This window comes from Ensifer sp. BR816 (assembly GCF_000378985.1).
In the GTDB taxonomy this organism is placed as follows: Bacteria; Pseudomonadota; Alphaproteobacteria; order Rhizobiales; family Rhizobiaceae; genus Sinorhizobium.
Window position 1 is genome coordinate 1,921,311 of record NZ_KB905370.1, and the last position, 15,511, is coordinate 1,936,821.

The window sequence follows — 15,511 nt, forward strand, 5'->3', positions numbered from 1 at the left end:
TCAGACCTCCTCGACGTTGAATTCGTTGCAGGCAATGCAGTGGCCGCAGGGCGTCTCTTGCCCCAAGTGGCACGAATAGGTTGCTTCGACGCCCTTCTGCTTAGCCAGAGCGATCACCTCATCCTTGTGGAAGTCTGCCAGCGGAGCCAAGACCTTTATTGAGCGACCCATGATCCGGCTGATGAGGGCTTCGGCTTCCTGAAGGAACGCCGAAGTTTGGTCGGGGAAAAGACTCGTTTCCTCGTGCAGAAGGCCAATAGATATTGCATCGGCTCCCACCTGATATGCATGAGCGGCAGCGACTAGAAGAAACAACATGTTGCGGCCGGGCGTGAATGCGTCTTCCAGGACACGGAGGCTCGGATCGGTCAACCCGGATCGAATGAGCACGCCATAACCCGAGAGATCCGCGACTGTGAGCTCCAGGCCCAACTTCCGCATCGCACCTTCGCAAGCGGCCAGTTCGCGATCCAATGCTCGCTGGCCATAGTTCACGAAAATCGGATGTATTTTGACGCCTTCTTCAATCGCCAAGTACGCAATCAAGGTTGAGTCCAAGCCGCCCGAAACCAATGCAACGACGCTCATGCTGCAATCTCCTTTCGGGCGCCCTTGAAGACTCGCATCACGATCCATATGGCCCAGTCCAACAATCCTACCGCTGCTCCAAGGCGCTCGGCATAGGAGCGCAAATCGCTTTCGTACCTTCCATACGCGGACAGGCCCGAAATGTGGTTTGCGGGTCCGCTGTAGAGCCCCATCTCCTTCATAAAATCCAGCACATGCCGATCCAGGACAGCTAAACTGTAGGTAACCCCACTGTTGCGAAGAAACATACTGGCCTGCTTGGGGCCGAGGCCCGGCGCATTATTGACCAGCCAAGACCGAAGGGCGACCGGATCGGTGTCGCCGTCAAGGAGGTTTCGTAGGGATCCGGAGGCAGCGCAGACGGCCCGTTTCGTTGATGAAAGTTGGCGAGCCCTGGATGCGGGGAATCGATAATTTCGCAGCGACCCTCCGACCGTCAACGGGGTTTTGAGAACAGTCGTAAGTTCATGCGTCAAATCGCCGTCGAAATTCAGGTGAAGAAGTCCCTGACGGTCAATAGCCTCTGCTGCAGCCACCGCGACAGCGTATGGAACCTGGCTGCTCAGAACGCAGCAGGATAGCTCGCGCCAAAGCGACCTTTCGCAAAGATCTCCAGCTATAGCGTATGCTCGCCCCTCGATCTCAGGATAGATCGCCACGACGGCGCGCTCGAGATCTTGCCCTGCCTCTCTCATGCGAAAAGCCCCGGAACTGCTTCCCTTAGTTGTTTCGTGCTTGCCCGACCCATCATTCCCACCAAAAATGCTTCCATGCGCCTCTCATGCGCTGCCTGAGCTAGATCAGCCGCGAACTCCCGATAATAGTCCAGGTTATGAAAAGCCACCCGTCCTGCATAGGCGACCTTATCATCGCTCAATGCGGAAACAGTGACTGGCGAATCGGCAAGGCTTGCTTGGAAGGCAAAAAAATCGAAATGTTGGTAATGGTTCAAGCGATGGGTATCGCGGTCGATGACCATCCTGCACCATTCCAAGCCATCGAAGCTGTCAGCGCCGGCTGCGGTCAAAATCGCGATACTCCAAGGGTTACCGGTGCCAAGTATATGAAGTGGCAAATAGGAAGGTAGCTTGTCGAGCTCCTGTCGGATGCGTTGGACTGTTTTGGCTCGTTCAATTATGCCAGAGCCCAATTCCCGTTCCGCCACTGCTACGAGCGGCGCGGATGTTTGGCTCGCGACCTCTTTAACAACGTAGGGGAGGCCTTGGACATCATAACCGCTCAGCCTCTTTCTGGGTGCGTGAACAATTGGCAATACATGTTTTGACGCTGCTCTGTCGCGTTCGATGGCAGCCACGATCTCCCGGACCGCAACATCAGGTTTGAGAGATGGTTTCATGACATCGAAACAATACGCCCAGTCGTGCGGAATGCCTTTCATTGCTTCCGCAAACAGATCGGGGGTCCAGCTGCTGTCTTCGCGGCGGGTCGCCTCGTAGTTTCCCGAATCCACCAGAACGAATCCCCCATTCCTGCGTATTTGCCGCAGCTCGGCGATGATGCCTTTCGGCCGTCGCTCGGGCAGCAGGTCATAAGCGGAGATTAGTATCGTCGGTGCCCCGAACACCCTCAGTGCCTTGATAGCTTCCAGGGGCACGAGTTGCGTTTCGTGTGAAGAAACCGAAAGAAAAACAGTCGGTAGGGACAACCGGAGCGAAGGAGCGGTTTGCGGCCTCACTGGTGGAATGCGCCGAGGCACCTTTGTGGCAATCTTTCGAGCCAACTGCCGGAAGGCTGCGTGAGTGTTCGCCCCGTCCCAAGCTGAGAAGTTGACCGTGCTTAAGCCGCCGTAGGGATACGGCAAGCTTGAACCATCAAGGCGCACCGGAATGATAGGAATGCCAAGTTCATCGGCAATCCGGACTTCGTCGCGAACCAGGGGACTCTTGCAGGCATCCGCCGACCAAACCACAACTGCACACTTAGACTGCGGAAGCTCCTTTTCGATCTCAAACGCAAAGTTGCCAACGAGTTGGTCATCCCACCAGACGTTCCAATGCTCTTCAAGTAGTTCGACGATGACACTTGTCTTGTCATTATCTTCACTCGAGTGGATGACATAGACATCCGCCATTTCGCGACTCTCTCCCCCGACTCGCTGCAAGGTATAGATTTGCCGCTGAAGCTCAACTTGAAACTGCTAATACTCTATGAAGTGTGACCCCAACACACCGAATAAATCGCCGTTGTGAAGTCATCTGTTACACCGGTCAAACTGGCCAGCGATGCGCGTCTCTCCTCGTCGAGGATGATCCGAGTTTCGCGTTCGGAATGCTCGTCGAGGATGCTTCGGATTTCAGTTTCTGCGAGGCCGTCGGCCAGGATCAAAAGCGATGCCTCCAGACCGACGTCTTGTGCATGCGTCGATAGATCGATGTCTGGCGCAATGACGCGAATGCCTAACGTCTCAATGCAATGACGAGCTTCTTCGAGTGAGTACCTTCGACCAAGGGTCGCAGTGGAGCCTTTCAATATCACGCACGAAGGCGAAGGGCCTACTATTGGGACACGGTCGTCAGCGAAATTCAGAGGCAGAGGGACCTGCCGAAAATCGCAATAGAAGGAAACCGCTTTGGACGCCAAGTGTGCAGCCTCAACCGGCGAGCACCGCAACTCGGCCCAGTAGAAGGCGAACACCGCACTGAATATATCTCCCGTGCCGATCTTGAAGGTGCGACGAGACTGATAAGCAGGAATAGTGCTCATGGAACCATTTTTGCTTGCCGCTAGGGCCCCTCGGACACCACGCTTCAATATTACGACTTCCGCTTCGTTGTTCTGCAGCAGCAAAGCTGTGCCTGCTTCCACATCATCAATACCAGTGTAGGCGCGCAACTCGGCCTCGTTCAGGACTAACGCCAGCTTCTCCGCGCGAGAACCATTCGATGAGAAGCGTTCGATGCATCGCGCCGTTTGTGGATCGTAAACGGCCCGTTCAGCATTTACGACCGCAGAACCTTCGAGGAAGCCGAATCGCAGCACGTTCTGGCCCTTTACGACCATCGGGGCGCTTCGCACGGGCAAGATCGTTGGCTCAATGTGCGGTGTGGACAATGGATGAAAGTAGGCGAACGCAATGTCATGTGAACGAGGCGAACAGTGAACAATCACCCCCATCCCCGTTAGATAGTCGAACGCCTGGCCGATCGCCGTTGATCTGTAGGTGTATAGTTCAAGGGAGGGACAAAGGTTAGAAAGCGCTGCCGCCGCCCTCACGCCAGAGCCCATTTCCTCGTTCCAATATGGCGTTTCGCAGACTTCTCGATATAGCCCTCCCGCGATCAACATTTCGAACACGACCTCAAGTTGGACTGCAGCTTTTACACTTTCTATGCGATCTGCCGCTATCAGTCGACGGAGGCGCAACACTCAGGATGTACCATGTTTCATTTGTTTATGACGAGCGTTGAGGGATACTGGAACGAGACGGCGGAGACGAGCCTCGGATGGGACCGCGTTTTCGAGTACACATCCCCCGACGTCAAAGAGCAATTTCTGCCGCTTCAAGGCGACTCAATTGGCAAGGTTGTCGGAATTCCTGCCCTGTTTACCTACGAGTTCGCGAAGCGTCTGCCTGCCGACGAAGACGATCTGCCAAAACCCTCCAGGGTTGGTCGCGTTACCGCTGTTCACGCCGGTCCAAAGGAAGTCCGTATTGAATTCGAGATCGATCAGACAGTTGCGCCGATCCCTGCCAAGGAGATCCATCGAATTTCAGAGAAGCTAAACATCGCCATGAGCCATGGCGAGAGTTATCGTAGCCACTGGGCGGTGAAAAATGTAGATCTGATCGGCTTGCTGAAAGAGGAAGGGTTATACACCCCGGTAAATTCGCCGGCAGTAAAGGAAGAGCTACTCAACATTGCAGAGGATATACAAAAGCCAGATGAGACGCGAAATAAAGTATTTATTGTTCACGGACATGATCAGGCGGTTTTAAACGGTGTCGCTCGCTGGATCAGCAAAATTGGTCTCGAGGAGATCATTCTCAACGAACACGCCAACAAAGGTCGAACGGTCATTTCTAAGCTATCCGAGTTGGCCGAAGGTGTTGAGTACGCAGTCGTCCTGCTTACGCCCGATGACGTGGGTGGAATTAAAGGTGGGGAACAATCCTATCGTCCACGTCAGAACGTCGTATTCGAGCTTGGTTACTTTCTGGCTAAGCTAGGCCCATCCCGCGTCGCAGTCGTAAGATCCGGCGAGCTTGAGACACCAAGCGACTTTGGCGGTGTTTTAACGGTCGATTACGACGCGGCGGGATCCTGGAAGATCGGTCTAGCGAAGGAATTCAGCGCAGCAGGACTCCGCTTCGATTTGTATGCAGGAATTTAGGCGAATTGCAGGCTGGATAACCCGCTCTGGCTGATCAGGTTTGATTGCGTTTCCAAACCCAGAACCTATGGTTGATCGCAGAGTTGGGAGATTCGGTATGGCTCGCAAGCCGCTATGCTTCGTTTTGATGCCTTTCGGGATTAAATCAGCCGGAGGCGATAAGCCGATTAACTTCGACGCAGTCTACAATGACTTCATAAAGCCCGCCGTGGAAGAGGCGGGCTTGGAGCCCATTCGAGCCGATGAAGAGCAGGCAGGAGGTATTATCCACAAGCCGATGTTCGAGCGCCTGGTACTATGCGAGTATGCTATCGCGGACCTCACCACGGCAAACGCGAACGTATTTTACGAGTTAGGCGTTCGGCATGCCGCAAAGCCGCGGACCACGGTCCTTCTGTTTGCGGAGGGGCAGGGGAGATTGCCATTTGATGTCGCTCCTCTGCGGGCGATGCCGTATTCGATCGGCGAAAAGGGCGGTCCGACCAACAAGAAAGAGGCAATCAAAGGGCTTGTCGCCAAACTTAAGGCGGCTCGAAAAAACGTGGACAAGGATAGCCCCCTGTTCCAGCTCATCGACGAGTATCCGGAGATTAAGTTGGCCCATGAGAAGACGGATGTCTTCAGGGAGCAAGTTGCCTATGCGGAAGAATTGAAGGCGAAGCTCCGAAAGGCTCGAAAACTCGGACGAGATGCAATTTATGAGGTCGAACTTTCGCTCGGTGAGTTAGACGACGAAGAGGCTGGTGTTATCGTCGATCTCTTCCTCTCGTACCGCAGCGTGGAAGCGTGGGCCGACATGATCCGAATGTTTGACAGGATCGACGTTGCGCTACGCGCCACGATTTTGCTCAGAGAGCAATATGCATTTGCGCTCAATCGGAATGGTGAAGGCGACCTCGCCGAGTCGGTGCTTTTGGAGCTCATCGATCAACGGGGTCCAAGCAGCGAGACCTATGGCTTGCTCGGCCGCGTCTACAAAGACAGGTGGGATGCAGCAAAAGCGGAAAACAAGGAAACCAAAGCCAAAGGTCACCTAAAGAAAGCCATCGAAGCATATCGCAAAGGCTTTGAGGCTGACTGGAGGGACGCCTACCCTGGGATAAATGCGGTCACGTTGATGCATGTCGCAGACCCCTCGGACGTGCGTATCCCCCAGCTTCGCGCAGTCGTCGAATACGCCGTCAAGAGAAAGATTGCTAACGGTGCTGCCGATTACTGGGATTATGCAACGTTGCTGGAGCTCGCGGTGTTGGGAAAAGACCAGGCTGCAAGTGATGCTCAACTTGCGGACTTACTTCCGCACGTCCGGGAAGTTTGGGAGCCCAAGACCACAGCCAAAAACCTTGGCTTTATCATGGACGCACTTCCTGGCGATTCTCAGGACCGCATATGGATCAAAGAAATCATAGAACAGCTTCTAGAGTCTTGAAAATCGATGACATACGACGTTTTTATTAGTCACGCCTGGAGCTACAGCGAACGTTACGAAGGTGTCGTTCGTCTGCTCGACATAGCAACTCAAAACTTGTCTTGGTTTTCGTATCGCGACTACAGCGTTCCACGGAATGAACCGATCGTTGCTCCGAACGAAACCATACGGATCGCCGTGTTGAAGGATCGGCTAAAAGAACAGATTCGGCAGGCTAGTTGCGTGATAGTGCCGGCTGGAATGTACGTTTATGACCGTTTTTGGATTCAGACGGAGATCGATCTCGCCTTACGGGCCTTCAGCCGACCTAAGCCGATCATTGGCATTAGACGGCGAAATCAGCAGAGAACACCCGTCGAACTGGAACAGCAGGCGACGAAGATGGTGAATTGGAATAGCAACAGCCTTGCGACGGCTGTCTATGAAGTCTGCCGCTAGTTTACCTGTCCAGCCATGACGTCAGATGACCAACTTGAGATGGCTGGACAAAACCAGGCCGGCCGCGCCCCGCAGCGCCGTATGCCCTTCGCCGATCCCATTGACGGTGATGGAAATCTCCTGGTTCGGCCTCTTCCTGACCAGGCTTTCGACATGCTGCCTGACGCGCTCGGCAGCATCAGCGCCGCCGCCTGCGATGTCGCCATGCAGGAGATAGGAATTGAGGGACAGAGTCTGTTGCAGGTTGAGGATCCCGAACGCCACATTGCGGGTGTAGCGATCGAGCAGATCATCGGCGGCCTTTGATCCTTCGGCCGCCTCCTTGACGAGGCGCGCGCAGGTGACACCTTCGGAGTTCGCCATACCCAGGCAAGCCGCTTCTCGCCGTAGCCAGGGTAGGGCGGCCACGGTTTCCCAGCATCCGTGTTTGCCGCAATTGCAGAGTTCGCCATCGATCTGGACGACGGTGTGGCCGAGCTCGCCGCCGGAGCCGGCAAGCCCCCGATAAACCCGTCCGTCGATGTAGAAGGCTCCGCCCAGCACCTCGCCGGTATAGATGGCCGCGAAGGTCTGTTGGCCTCGTCCCGGCCCGAACCAGCGGTCGCCGACGAGGAGTGCGCGCGGGTGGTGATCGATGACCACGGGAAGCGAAAAATCCCTTTGCAGGATGTCGACCAGTGGAAGCCCGCTCAGAACCGGTGCGAGATTGACAGCAAGGATCACACCGTTATCGCTGTCGATCATGCCGCCCGAGGCAATGCCGATCCCGAAGGGCGCCTGGCGGGCCTGAGACAGCGTCGCCGACAAGGTGTCCTTCAAGATCGCCAGGAACACATCCCTGTCGCCATACGGATCGAATTCCGCCCTGGTGAGCGCCTTGATCTCGCCGCTCAGCGTCACCAGACACGTCTGGATCCTGCCCGGCAGAAGCAGCACGGCGCCGAGCATCGGCGCCTCCGGATTGAAATAGATCGGCCGCGCCGGCTTGCCGCCCTTGAAGTCGGAAGGGACCGCGTCGAATTCGACGAGCAGTCCCTCTTCGATCATCGGCTGGACGATGCCGGTGATCGTCGTCCGGTTCACCCCCGCCAAGCGCGCCAGCTCCGCTCGGCTCTTGGGGCCATGGTCGTAGAGTGCCTGCAAAACCCGGCCGCGGTTGATCTCGCCGAGCGTCGACTGCGAAACAAGCGTCACATTGCCACCGTCGCCAGCTTCCTTGTGGGAAGGACTGCGCTGCCCCAGCGAATAAGATGGCTGATTTTCGAATCTCAACATTGCTTCTCCGTTTGGCGGCCGGTCTTTCTAGCCTGTGAGCGCTTGCTCGGCCAGATGGCGCTTGCTTGCGTCCACCGACACCCAGACTGTCACGGCTCAGGCCGCTCTGCCGGAATCTCTGTGACGACTTGTTGACAGTACCATAAGTTTGTGCGAAGTACAAACAAACTGCTGCAAACGGCAGACGAGGGGTAACAATCAAAATCGGGCAGGGCGGCCACCGGTCTCCCGAACGATCGAGGTTGGATTACAGACAACTGAGGAGGCATTCATGACATTCGATATCGGAAATTTGTCGCGCCGGGATATGCTGAAGACCACTTCGGCTGCGGCTCTCCTGGCGACAGGCGTCGGGTCGCTGGTGGCGCCGCGGCGTGCAGCCGCCGCCGACACGGTACGGGTTCTCTCGGTCGAAGACCCGTTCTTCTTCGCGATGAAGGCGATGATCCCGGAATACGAGAAGGAGACCGGGATCAAGGTGGAGCTCGAAAGCCTCTCCTATGATGCGCTGCAGACCCGCCTCGTCTCCGCCTTCGTCGCCAAGACCTCGGATGCCGACGTCATCGCCGTCGACCAGATGTGGCTCGGCCAGTATCTCGACAATGGCTGGATCATTTCGCTCAACGACTTCATTGCCAAGGACGGTGACCTCGATCTGTCGGACTTCATTCCGGAGGTCCTGTATTCCTCGAACATGTGGCGCGGGCAGATCGGCACGCTGCCGGTCGCGGCCTATGCGCAGGGCGTCATGTACCGCAAGGACATCTTCGACGAGTTCGGCATCGCCGCACCTCCGGCCGAGAGTTCGGAAGACTGGACCTGGACGAAATATCTCGAGACGCTGAAGGCGCTCGAAGGCAAGTCGTTTGGCGGCAATCCGCTGTTCCCGACGGTGGTCTGCGGTTCGCAACCCTCGCCCATCACCCACATGTTCACCCAGCTTTCGGTGAGCCATGGCGCCAGCTGGTTCAAGTCCTTCCCGGGTGCTCCCTGGGACTTCTCGCCAGAACTGACCGGTCCCGCCTGGGTAAAGTCGGTCGAGATCTACCGGCAGCTCTACAAGCTCTCGCCGCCGGAAGCGATCAACTATGTCTGGTTCGATGCCGGCACGCGCTTCGCCAAGGGCGATATCGGCATGTTCTACTGGTGGACGCCGTATTTCTACCTGGTCAAGAATTCCGGCTACATGACCGGCAAGAAGTCGGATGTCATGGACAAATACGCAACCGCGGCCCTGCCGAAGGCCGAGGGGCTGCCGCAGACCGTCAGCCTCGGCGGCTACAGCCTCGGCGTTCCCTCGAGCTCCGAACGGCAGGAGGCGGGCTACGCGTTCATCAAATGGGCGACGTCGAAGGCGACCCAGAAGAAGATGGCGCTCTGGCCGGACCTCAATTACCAGTTCTCGGACTTCGCCCGCGCATCGCTCTACGAGGACGAGGAGGTGAAGGCGGTCTATCCCTATCTCGACGTGCAATACGCGATGATGAAGCAGGGCAACGGCAAGATCACCCGTCCGCCTGTTCCGGGCTACACGGCCGTCGAGAGCGTGCTCGGCCTCACATTGAACCAACTGCTGACCGGCAGTGAAGATCCGAAGACTGCGCTCGAGCGCACCAACGGCCTGTTCGAAAGCATCCTCAAGGGCAATCTGATGATCCCTTATCAGAAGGAGAGTTTTTCGGACACGCTCGACGGGGCCAAGACCCTGATCGGCACGCTCGGGAAGGCATAATAGAGTTCTCCTCGTGCCGGCGCGGTACGCCCGCGTCGGCAGTCATGCGCGAAGAAGAACTGGACCTCGATCATGCACACTGCAACCATTGCCTCGCCGCAGGCGCTTGCGCCTGTCCGCAAGAGCTTTGTCCGGCGAAACCTGCCCTACCTGCTGATCGCGCCTTCGGTGATCATGCTCCTGGCGCTGATCGCCTATCCGCTGCTCTTTGCGCTGAAATCGAGCTTCTATTTCTGGAACCTGCAGGTCGGCCCGCAGCCCTTGGCCTTCGTCGGCTTCGACAATTACGTCCAGGCCCTCAATGCCTTCGACTTCCGCGCGGCACTCACCAACACGCTGATCCTGTCGGTGCTAGGCACAGCGATTGAGTTCGGGCTGGGCTTAGCGATCGCGCTCGTTCTGTTGCAGGCACTGCCGGGCATGAATGTCGTGCGTGCCCTTCTGATCCTCCCGACCACGATCGCGCCGATCGTCGTCGGCTTCCTCTTCCGTTATCTCTACGATCCGGGCGGCGGCCTTGTGACCTGGGTGCTGCAGTCGCTCGCGCTGCCCATTCCGGCGGAAGGTATTCTCGGCTCGCCCTCGACGGCGCTCGCCGCCATCCTGTTCGTCGACATCTGGCAGTGGACGCCCTTCTTCGCCATCGTGCTCTATGCCAGCCTGCTGGCCGTTCCCGACGAGATCATCGAGGCCGCGCGTCTCGACCGCGCCTCGGCCTGGACGATCCTGATGCGCATCAAGCTGCCGCTCATCCGGCGCACCGCGATCATCATCGTCATGCTGCGCTTCATGCAGATCTTCAACACCTTCGACACCGTGCTGGTGCTGACGCGCGGCGGCCCGGGCACCTCAACGCGCACGCTCGGTTATTCGCTCTATGAGCAGGGCCTCGTCAACTTCAATGTCGGGCTCGTCAGTGCTCAGACCTGGATCACAGTGCTGATCGTCAACGTCATCGTCGCCCTTTACGTGTTCTTCGCCTTCCGCAATGAGGAGTGGTGATATGTCCAGCCGCACGAGTTTCTATACCGCGCTCACCTATGCCGCAGGTCTGCTTTTCCTGGCCGTGTTCATCGGACCGATCCTCTGGTTCCTGGCGCTCGCGATCCGTCCGGCTGAAACGGCGTTTGCGATGCCGCCGCAATTGACTTTCGAGCCGACGTTCGATGCCTTCCGGCATATCCTCCTCGATCCCGGCACCAATGCGCCGCAACTGGTGAACAGCCTTATCGTCGCGATCGGCGCGGTGCTGCTCAATCTGCCGTTCTCGGTGCCGGCTGCTTACGCGCTCTCCCGCTTCAAGCTGCGCGGCAAGAAGAACATCATGCTCTGGTATCTCGGACTGTTGATGGCGCCGCCGATCGCCTTCCTGATCCCGTACTTCGTGCTGATCAACCGGATCGGGCTTCAGGGTTCGTACTTTTCGATGGTGCTGGTGCTGCAGACGTTGACGATCCCGTTTTCGGTCTGGCTGATGAAGAGCTTCATCGACGAGGTGCCGGCGGAGCTCGAAGAGGCCGCCCGCGTCGACGGCGCTCGCTGGTATACGATCATGTGGCGCATCACGCTGCCGATCGTTCGCCCCGGCATCATCGTCACCTCGATGTTCGCCTTCGTCTTTGCCTGGAACAACGCGGCCTTTCCGCTCGTGCTGAGCTCGCGCGCGACCGCCACGCTGCCGATCGGGACGCTTGGATATTTCGCGACCAGCGGCGTCACCTGGAACTACATCGCCGCGGCTGCCGTGCTCGCGATGATCCCGCCGATGATCATCTTCCTGGTTTTTGATCGCTACGTCGTCCGCGGCCTCACCTTCGGTTCGGTCAAAGGCTGATCGCCCCCTTTTTGAATGGAGTAGAAATCGAATGAGCAAACTTCGCATCGGCGTTATCGGCGCCGGCCTTTGGGGCAACAACCACGCTCACACATTTAATGTCCTGCCGGAAACGGAGCTGGTCGGCGTCTGCGACCTCGACGAGGGCAGGGCGCTGAAGATGAAGGAGAGTTTTGGCGCGGCCGAGGCTTTTACCGATTACAACAAGCTGATCGCCAGCGAGAACATCGACGCCGTGTCGGTGGCGACGCCCGACTTCACCCACACGCCGATCATCCTTGCCGCCCTCAAAGCCGACAAGCATGTCCTGAGCGAAAAGCCGCTGGCAACGACCGTCAGGGAAGCCGAGGAGATCGCCGAGGCTGCCGTGAAGTCGAAGGGCAAGCTGATGATCGACTTCCACAACCGGGTGAACCCGATCCTGGCGCAGGTCCGCGACATGATCCAGGACGGTCAGATCGGGCTCGCCAGACACGGCACGGCGCGGCTGTCGAACACCACCTTCGTGCCCTTCGAGATGCTGAGCTGGGCGGCAAAATCCTCCGCCCTCTGGTTTCTCGGCAGTCATCTCGTCGATGTGCTGCGCTTCATCCTGGCGGACGAGGTGACCCGCGTCTATGCCGTTGCCCGGTCCGGCACGCTTGCCGCCGGCGGCGTCGACACCAAGGATTTTCATGCCTCGATCCTCGAATTCTCCAAGGGCACGGTGGTGACGATGGAAAACAGCTGGATCCTGGCGCGCGACAATCCTTCGCTCGTCGATTTCAAGGTCGAGTTCGTCGGCGAGAAGGGCCAGATCCAGGCCGACCCCACCCATAGCGGCGGTCTACGCCGCATCGTCGACGGCGGCATGAAATTCAACGACTACATCGGCATGACGCCGACCGGTGCCTCCCGCATCGGCGGCTTCGTCCAGGAATCCATTGCCCGCTTCGTCGACAGCGTGGTGCGCGACGTGCCCCTGCTTGCCGACGCCAATGACGGCCTCGCCAACACCAGGGTTCTGGCGGCGATCGAGGAGTCCGTCGCCAGTGGCAAGCCCGTGACCATCGGCTGACGCAGTGACCAAATCCCGAGGCATTCCGCGGACGGATTGCCTCGCCTCTTCATACTGGGAGTAGAACGAAATATGGCGTCCATGACCTTTGACGGGATCGGAAAAACCTTTCCGGACGGAACCGTCGCCGTCGCCAATGTCAGCTTCACGGTCGCCGACGGCGAGTTCGTCGTGCTGGTCGGACCGTCGGGTTGCGGCAAGTCCACGCTTCTGAGAATGGCGGCGGGGCTGGAGACGCCGAACGACGGCCGGCTGCTCATGGACGATCAGGATGTCACCAACACCGAGCCGCAGGACCGCGACATCGCAATGGTGTTCCAGAACTACGCGCTCTATCCGCATATGAGCGTCTACGAGAACATGGCCTTCGGCCTGCAGCAGCGCAAGATGCCGAAGGACAAGATCGACAGGCTCGTGCGCGACGCCGCCGAGATGCTCGACCTGACAAAATACCTGAGCCGCAAGCCCGGCGCGCTGTCGGGCGGCCAGCGCCAGCGTGTGGCGATGGGCCGCGCCATTGTCCGTCACCCGATGGCCTTCCTGATGGACGAGCCGCTCTCCAATCTCGACGCCAAGCTCAGGGTCCAGATGCGCGCCGAGCTCAAGCTCCTGAATCAGCGCCTCGGCGTCACCACGCTCTACGTGACCCATGACCAGGTCGAGGCAATGACGATGGGCGACCGCGTCGCGGTGCTGAAACCCGTCGGCAATGCCGGGGAAAGCAACCTGCAGCAGATCGACACGCCGCAGCGGCTCTATGACCGGCCGGCAAATATCTTCGTCGCAGGCTTTATCGGCTCGCCGGCCATGAACTTCGTGCGGGCCGAACTCCGGGCGGAGGGGGCAAGCCTGCGCGCGGCAATCGCGGGGACCGGGATTTCTCTTCCGGTTCCCGCGAGCGCTGCACTGTCCGCCTATGCCGGGCGCCAGGTCATCGCCGGGATACGGCCGGAGATGTTCCTGGTGTGTCCCGAAGCCGAGGCGCTGTTCAACGAGCCGATCCCGGTCGCCGAGGCGCTCGGCGCCGACACCTATGTCTTCTTCGACATCGCCTCACCGCCCGTCGATGTCAACGGCGCCGAAGAGGACGAGTTCAAGCGCAAGGGCACCAATCGCCTGGTGGCGCGGATTCCTCCAGCAGCGACGCCGAAGCCCAGTGAGCGACTGCCGCTGACCGTCGATCTCGAAAAGCTTCACTGGTTCGACCCGCAGACAGGAGCCGCTATTCGCGACTGATCCGCATGGAAGGAAGCAACTGCTGCAATCCTGCAATCTTCTCCCAGCCCTCCCAAGGGCAACTTGGCTGCCGTCGAACGGGTCCCGACGGCAGCCCCTTTTTTTGAAGGAGACTAAGGTTTGAAGTTTGGTTTTCCGTTCGAGCTGAGACAGGGTTCGTTGACGAGGGGCCAGACATTCTGCCCGCCGTGCATGACGATGTGGAGCCTTTCGCCCATCGAACGATCGGGCTTATGGTGCTTTTACTCAGCTGGAGTGTTCTCGAGCCCTGCTTCTCGGCAAATGCGACGGTGAGATAAGATCATGCTTCGAACATGGGATTGTAGGCCTTAGGGCGATCTCGCTCGATGATGCGCTCGGCAGGCGAGTCCGATGAGAAGCCCTTCAGACCTACGTTGGCGGCAGGTGGGGAGGGAAACTCCGGCCATCGCAGCACCTCACTTCTGCGCTGGTTCATGCCTTGGTGCCCTTTTTCTCCATTGTCACCGCCTCCTGAAATTGCCTGATCCTGGGGAATCTCGGAAAATAGGACTGTGCCACCATTTGGACGAAGCCCTCCTGTGCCACATGGCGATGCCCATCATCGGGCAGCGCGCCATTCGCGACGAGTCGTGCCTCCTCGTTATGGATCAGAGCGACGAGCGCTCTGCCTCTTGAGGTAAGAGGCGCTACGAAGTGAGGCTGCATTTCGCGATCTACCCAATCGATGAGGCAATCCGAATAATCGATCTGCGCGAGGTTCTGCGCGAGCAGGAACTTTACGAATCCGAAGATGAATTCGTGCTCTGGGGCGCCCATGCCCATGCCGAACTCGGACCCTCGTGCATCTAGATTGTACTCAACAGCATCACATACGAGGTCCATGCCGTAGTAGATGCTACGGCAGATGTTTGTCAGCCCATGCACGAAGAGATCGAAGTAGCTGAGAGGAAAGGTCCCCTCGTTTGATACCGTCGTGATGAGTTCTGTGAGAACGTCCTCAATCGCAGGAATGAAGCGCTGGTTCAGTACACCGGCGTTCTCGAAGAGAGCCGCCGGATCGGTTGCCTCAAGGAGGTTGGCCTCGGGAACTTCGATAAAGGCACGCTCTTTGCGAACAGGAATGCGCAACGCTTGCCGCACGTCGATCCAATAGCTGTGGCCGGTATCGGGGTTGTGAAGAATGAGCAGCACCGGCAAAGGAAACTGCTCCCAATAAGCTCGGTGCTTGTCTTCGGGATAGAATTTCCAACCGGCCTCGGTGCGATGAAGAAAGAAGGAACGTCCTGCTTTCACCTGGGCAGCGACGGTACGGCCGGTCGCGAATCCCTCCGTCGTGATAAACTCAAGCTGCCCGTCGATCCCCACATCGCCGGTCCCAGTTTCGCGCCAAATCTGTCCCGTCTTGGCCGCATAACCCTGTACGGCGGCGATGCCCCGCCGTTCCTGTACGTAAGTGTTTCCGGCCTTTGGAAAATCCATTTTTCTGTCTCGGATATTCAAACGATGACGGGAACATTATCTACGCTATCGTCTCCTATATTCGAACGGTTAAAATTGGTGGAATTGTAGTGGGAATCCGGATTGGTT

General features: G+C 58.0%; 14 protein-coding genes. 8 read left to right on the top strand and 6 right to left on the bottom strand.

The genetic code is table 11. The features are described 5' to 3' along the window. From RHIBR816_RS0109190 to RHIBR816_RS0109205, 4 genes are all read right to left on the bottom strand, one after another. Entirely contained in the window at nucleotides 1-588 is a 588-nt protein-coding gene (locus RHIBR816_RS0109190) for a 7-cyano-7-deazaguanine synthase (RefSeq protein WP_018236232.1), read from the bottom strand. Continuing rightward, complete coding sequence (locus RHIBR816_RS0109195) at nucleotides 585-1,283, bottom strand: hypothetical protein (protein WP_018236233.1); 699 nt, start codon at nucleotides 1,281-1,283, stop codon at nucleotides 585-587. The genes RHIBR816_RS0109190 and RHIBR816_RS0109195 overlap by 4 nt, the downstream gene beginning before the upstream one ends. After that, nucleotides 1,280-2,680: a toll/interleukin-1 receptor domain-containing protein gene (locus tag RHIBR816_RS0109200; protein ID WP_018236234.1), complete on the bottom strand. Its 1,401-nt coding sequence runs from the start codon at nucleotides 2,678-2,680 to the stop codon at nucleotides 1,280-1,282. The genes RHIBR816_RS0109195 and RHIBR816_RS0109200 overlap by 4 nt, the downstream gene beginning before the upstream one ends. Nucleotides 2,681-2,754: 74 nt before the next feature. Next, nucleotides 2,755-3,834 (bottom strand): carbohydrate kinase family protein, encoded by a 1,080-nt coding sequence (locus RHIBR816_RS0109205; RefSeq protein ID WP_052522680.1) that lies wholly within the window; start codon nucleotides 3,832-3,834, stop codon nucleotides 2,755-2,757. Between the two features lie 153 nt (nucleotides 3,835-3,987). On the opposite strand from RHIBR816_RS0109205, the gene RHIBR816_RS0109210 reads away from it, so the two are divergent. The 3 genes from RHIBR816_RS0109210 to RHIBR816_RS0109220 all read left to right on the top strand — a co-directional run bounded on the left by RHIBR816_RS0109210 (nucleotide 3,988) and on the right by RHIBR816_RS0109220 (nucleotide 6,808). Then, nucleotides 3,988-4,941: a TIR domain-containing protein gene (locus RHIBR816_RS0109210; RefSeq protein WP_018236236.1), complete on the top strand. Its 954-nt coding sequence runs from the start codon at nucleotides 3,988-3,990 to the stop codon at nucleotides 4,939-4,941. Between the two features lie 97 nt (nucleotides 4,942-5,038). Next, entirely contained in the window at nucleotides 5,039-6,370 is a 1,332-nt protein-coding gene (locus RHIBR816_RS0109215) for a TRAFs-binding domain-containing protein (RefSeq protein WP_018236237.1), read from the top strand. 6 nt (nucleotides 6,371-6,376) lie between these two features. After that, nucleotides 6,377-6,808 carry a TIR domain-containing protein gene (locus RHIBR816_RS0109220; RefSeq protein WP_018236238.1) on the top strand — a complete coding sequence of 144 codons (432 nt, stop codon included), beginning with the start codon at nucleotides 6,377-6,379 and terminating at the stop codon, nucleotides 6,806-6,808. A gap of 21 nt (nucleotides 6,809-6,829) precedes the next feature. Here the strand turns inward: RHIBR816_RS0109220 and RHIBR816_RS0109225 are convergent, their stop codons facing one another. Next, on the bottom strand, nucleotides 6,830-8,080 hold the full coding sequence (locus RHIBR816_RS0109225; protein ID WP_026186801.1) for an ROK family transcriptional regulator: 1,251 nt from the start codon (nucleotides 8,078-8,080) through the stop codon (nucleotides 6,830-6,832). Between the two features lie 274 nt (nucleotides 8,081-8,354). Here RHIBR816_RS0109225 and RHIBR816_RS0109230 point away from each other — a divergent pair, with 274 nt between their 5' ends. The 5 genes from RHIBR816_RS0109230 (at nucleotide 8,355) to RHIBR816_RS0109250 (ending at nucleotide 13,942) form a co-directional block, all read left to right on the top strand. Continuing rightward, entirely contained in the window at nucleotides 8,355-9,815 is a 1,461-nt protein-coding gene (locus RHIBR816_RS0109230) for an ABC transporter substrate-binding protein (RefSeq protein ID WP_018236240.1), read from the top strand. Between the two features lie 72 nt (nucleotides 9,816-9,887). Then, nucleotides 9,888-10,817, top strand: coding sequence for a carbohydrate ABC transporter permease (locus tag RHIBR816_RS0109235; RefSeq protein WP_018236241.1), 930 nt, complete (start codon nucleotides 9,888-9,890; stop codon nucleotides 10,815-10,817). Between the two features lies 1 nt (nucleotide 10,818). Continuing rightward, nucleotides 10,819-11,649 (top strand): carbohydrate ABC transporter permease, encoded by an 831-nt coding sequence (locus RHIBR816_RS0109240; RefSeq protein ID WP_018236242.1) that lies wholly within the window; start codon nucleotides 10,819-10,821, stop codon nucleotides 11,647-11,649. A gap of 31 nt (nucleotides 11,650-11,680) precedes the next feature. After that, complete coding sequence (locus RHIBR816_RS0109245; protein WP_018236243.1) at nucleotides 11,681-12,706, top strand: Gfo/Idh/MocA family protein; 1,026 nt, start codon at nucleotides 11,681-11,683, stop codon at nucleotides 12,704-12,706. Nucleotides 12,707-12,778: 72 nt separating this feature from the next. Then, entirely contained in the window at nucleotides 12,779-13,942 is a 1,164-nt protein-coding gene (locus tag RHIBR816_RS0109250) for an ABC transporter ATP-binding protein (protein WP_026186802.1), read from the top strand. A gap of 453 nt (nucleotides 13,943-14,395) precedes the next feature. On the opposite strand, the gene RHIBR816_RS0109255 is transcribed toward RHIBR816_RS0109250, so the two are convergent. Beyond that, entirely contained in the window at nucleotides 14,396-15,403 is a 1,008-nt protein-coding gene (locus RHIBR816_RS0109255) for a DUF4365 domain-containing protein (protein ID WP_018236245.1), read from the bottom strand. Between the last annotated feature and the right edge of the window lie 108 nt (nucleotides 15,404-15,511).

Coding starts and splice junctions, on each gene's coding strand:
- RHIBR816_RS0109230 (WP_018236240.1), top strand. CDS start 8,355: ATGACATTCGATATCGGAAATTTGTCGCGCCGGGATATGCTGAAGACC.
- RHIBR816_RS0109255 (WP_018236245.1), bottom strand. CDS start 15,403: ATGGATTTTCCAAAGGCCGGAAACACTTACGTACAGGAACGGCGGGGC.
- RHIBR816_RS0109210 (WP_018236236.1), top strand. CDS start 3,988: ATGTTTCATTTGTTTATGACGAGCGTTGAGGGATACTGGAACGAGACG.
- RHIBR816_RS0109240 (WP_018236242.1), top strand. CDS start 10,819: ATGTCCAGCCGCACGAGTTTCTATACCGCGCTCACCTATGCCGCAGGT.
- RHIBR816_RS0109250 (WP_026186802.1), top strand. CDS start 12,779: ATGGCGTCCATGACCTTTGACGGGATCGGAAAAACCTTTCCGGACGGA.
- RHIBR816_RS0109235 (WP_018236241.1), top strand. CDS start 9,888: ATGCACACTGCAACCATTGCCTCGCCGCAGGCGCTTGCGCCTGTCCGC.
- RHIBR816_RS0109190 (WP_018236232.1), bottom strand. CDS start 588: ATGAGCGTCGTTGCATTGGTTTCGGGCGGCTTGGACTCAACCTTGATT.
- RHIBR816_RS0109245 (WP_018236243.1), top strand. CDS start 11,681: ATGAGCAAACTTCGCATCGGCGTTATCGGCGCCGGCCTTTGGGGCAAC.
- RHIBR816_RS0109220 (WP_018236238.1), top strand. CDS start 6,377: ATGACATACGACGTTTTTATTAGTCACGCCTGGAGCTACAGCGAACGT.
- RHIBR816_RS0109215 (WP_018236237.1), top strand. CDS start 5,039: ATGGCTCGCAAGCCGCTATGCTTCGTTTTGATGCCTTTCGGGATTAAA.
- RHIBR816_RS0109205 (WP_052522680.1), bottom strand. CDS start 3,834: ATGGGCTCTGGCGTGAGGGCGGCGGCAGCGCTTTCTAACCTTTGTCCC.
- RHIBR816_RS0109200 (WP_018236234.1), bottom strand. CDS start 2,680: ATGGCGGATGTCTATGTCATCCACTCGAGTGAAGATAATGACAAGACA.
- RHIBR816_RS0109195 (WP_018236233.1), bottom strand. CDS start 1,283: ATGAGAGAGGCAGGGCAAGATCTCGAGCGCGCCGTCGTGGCGATCTAT.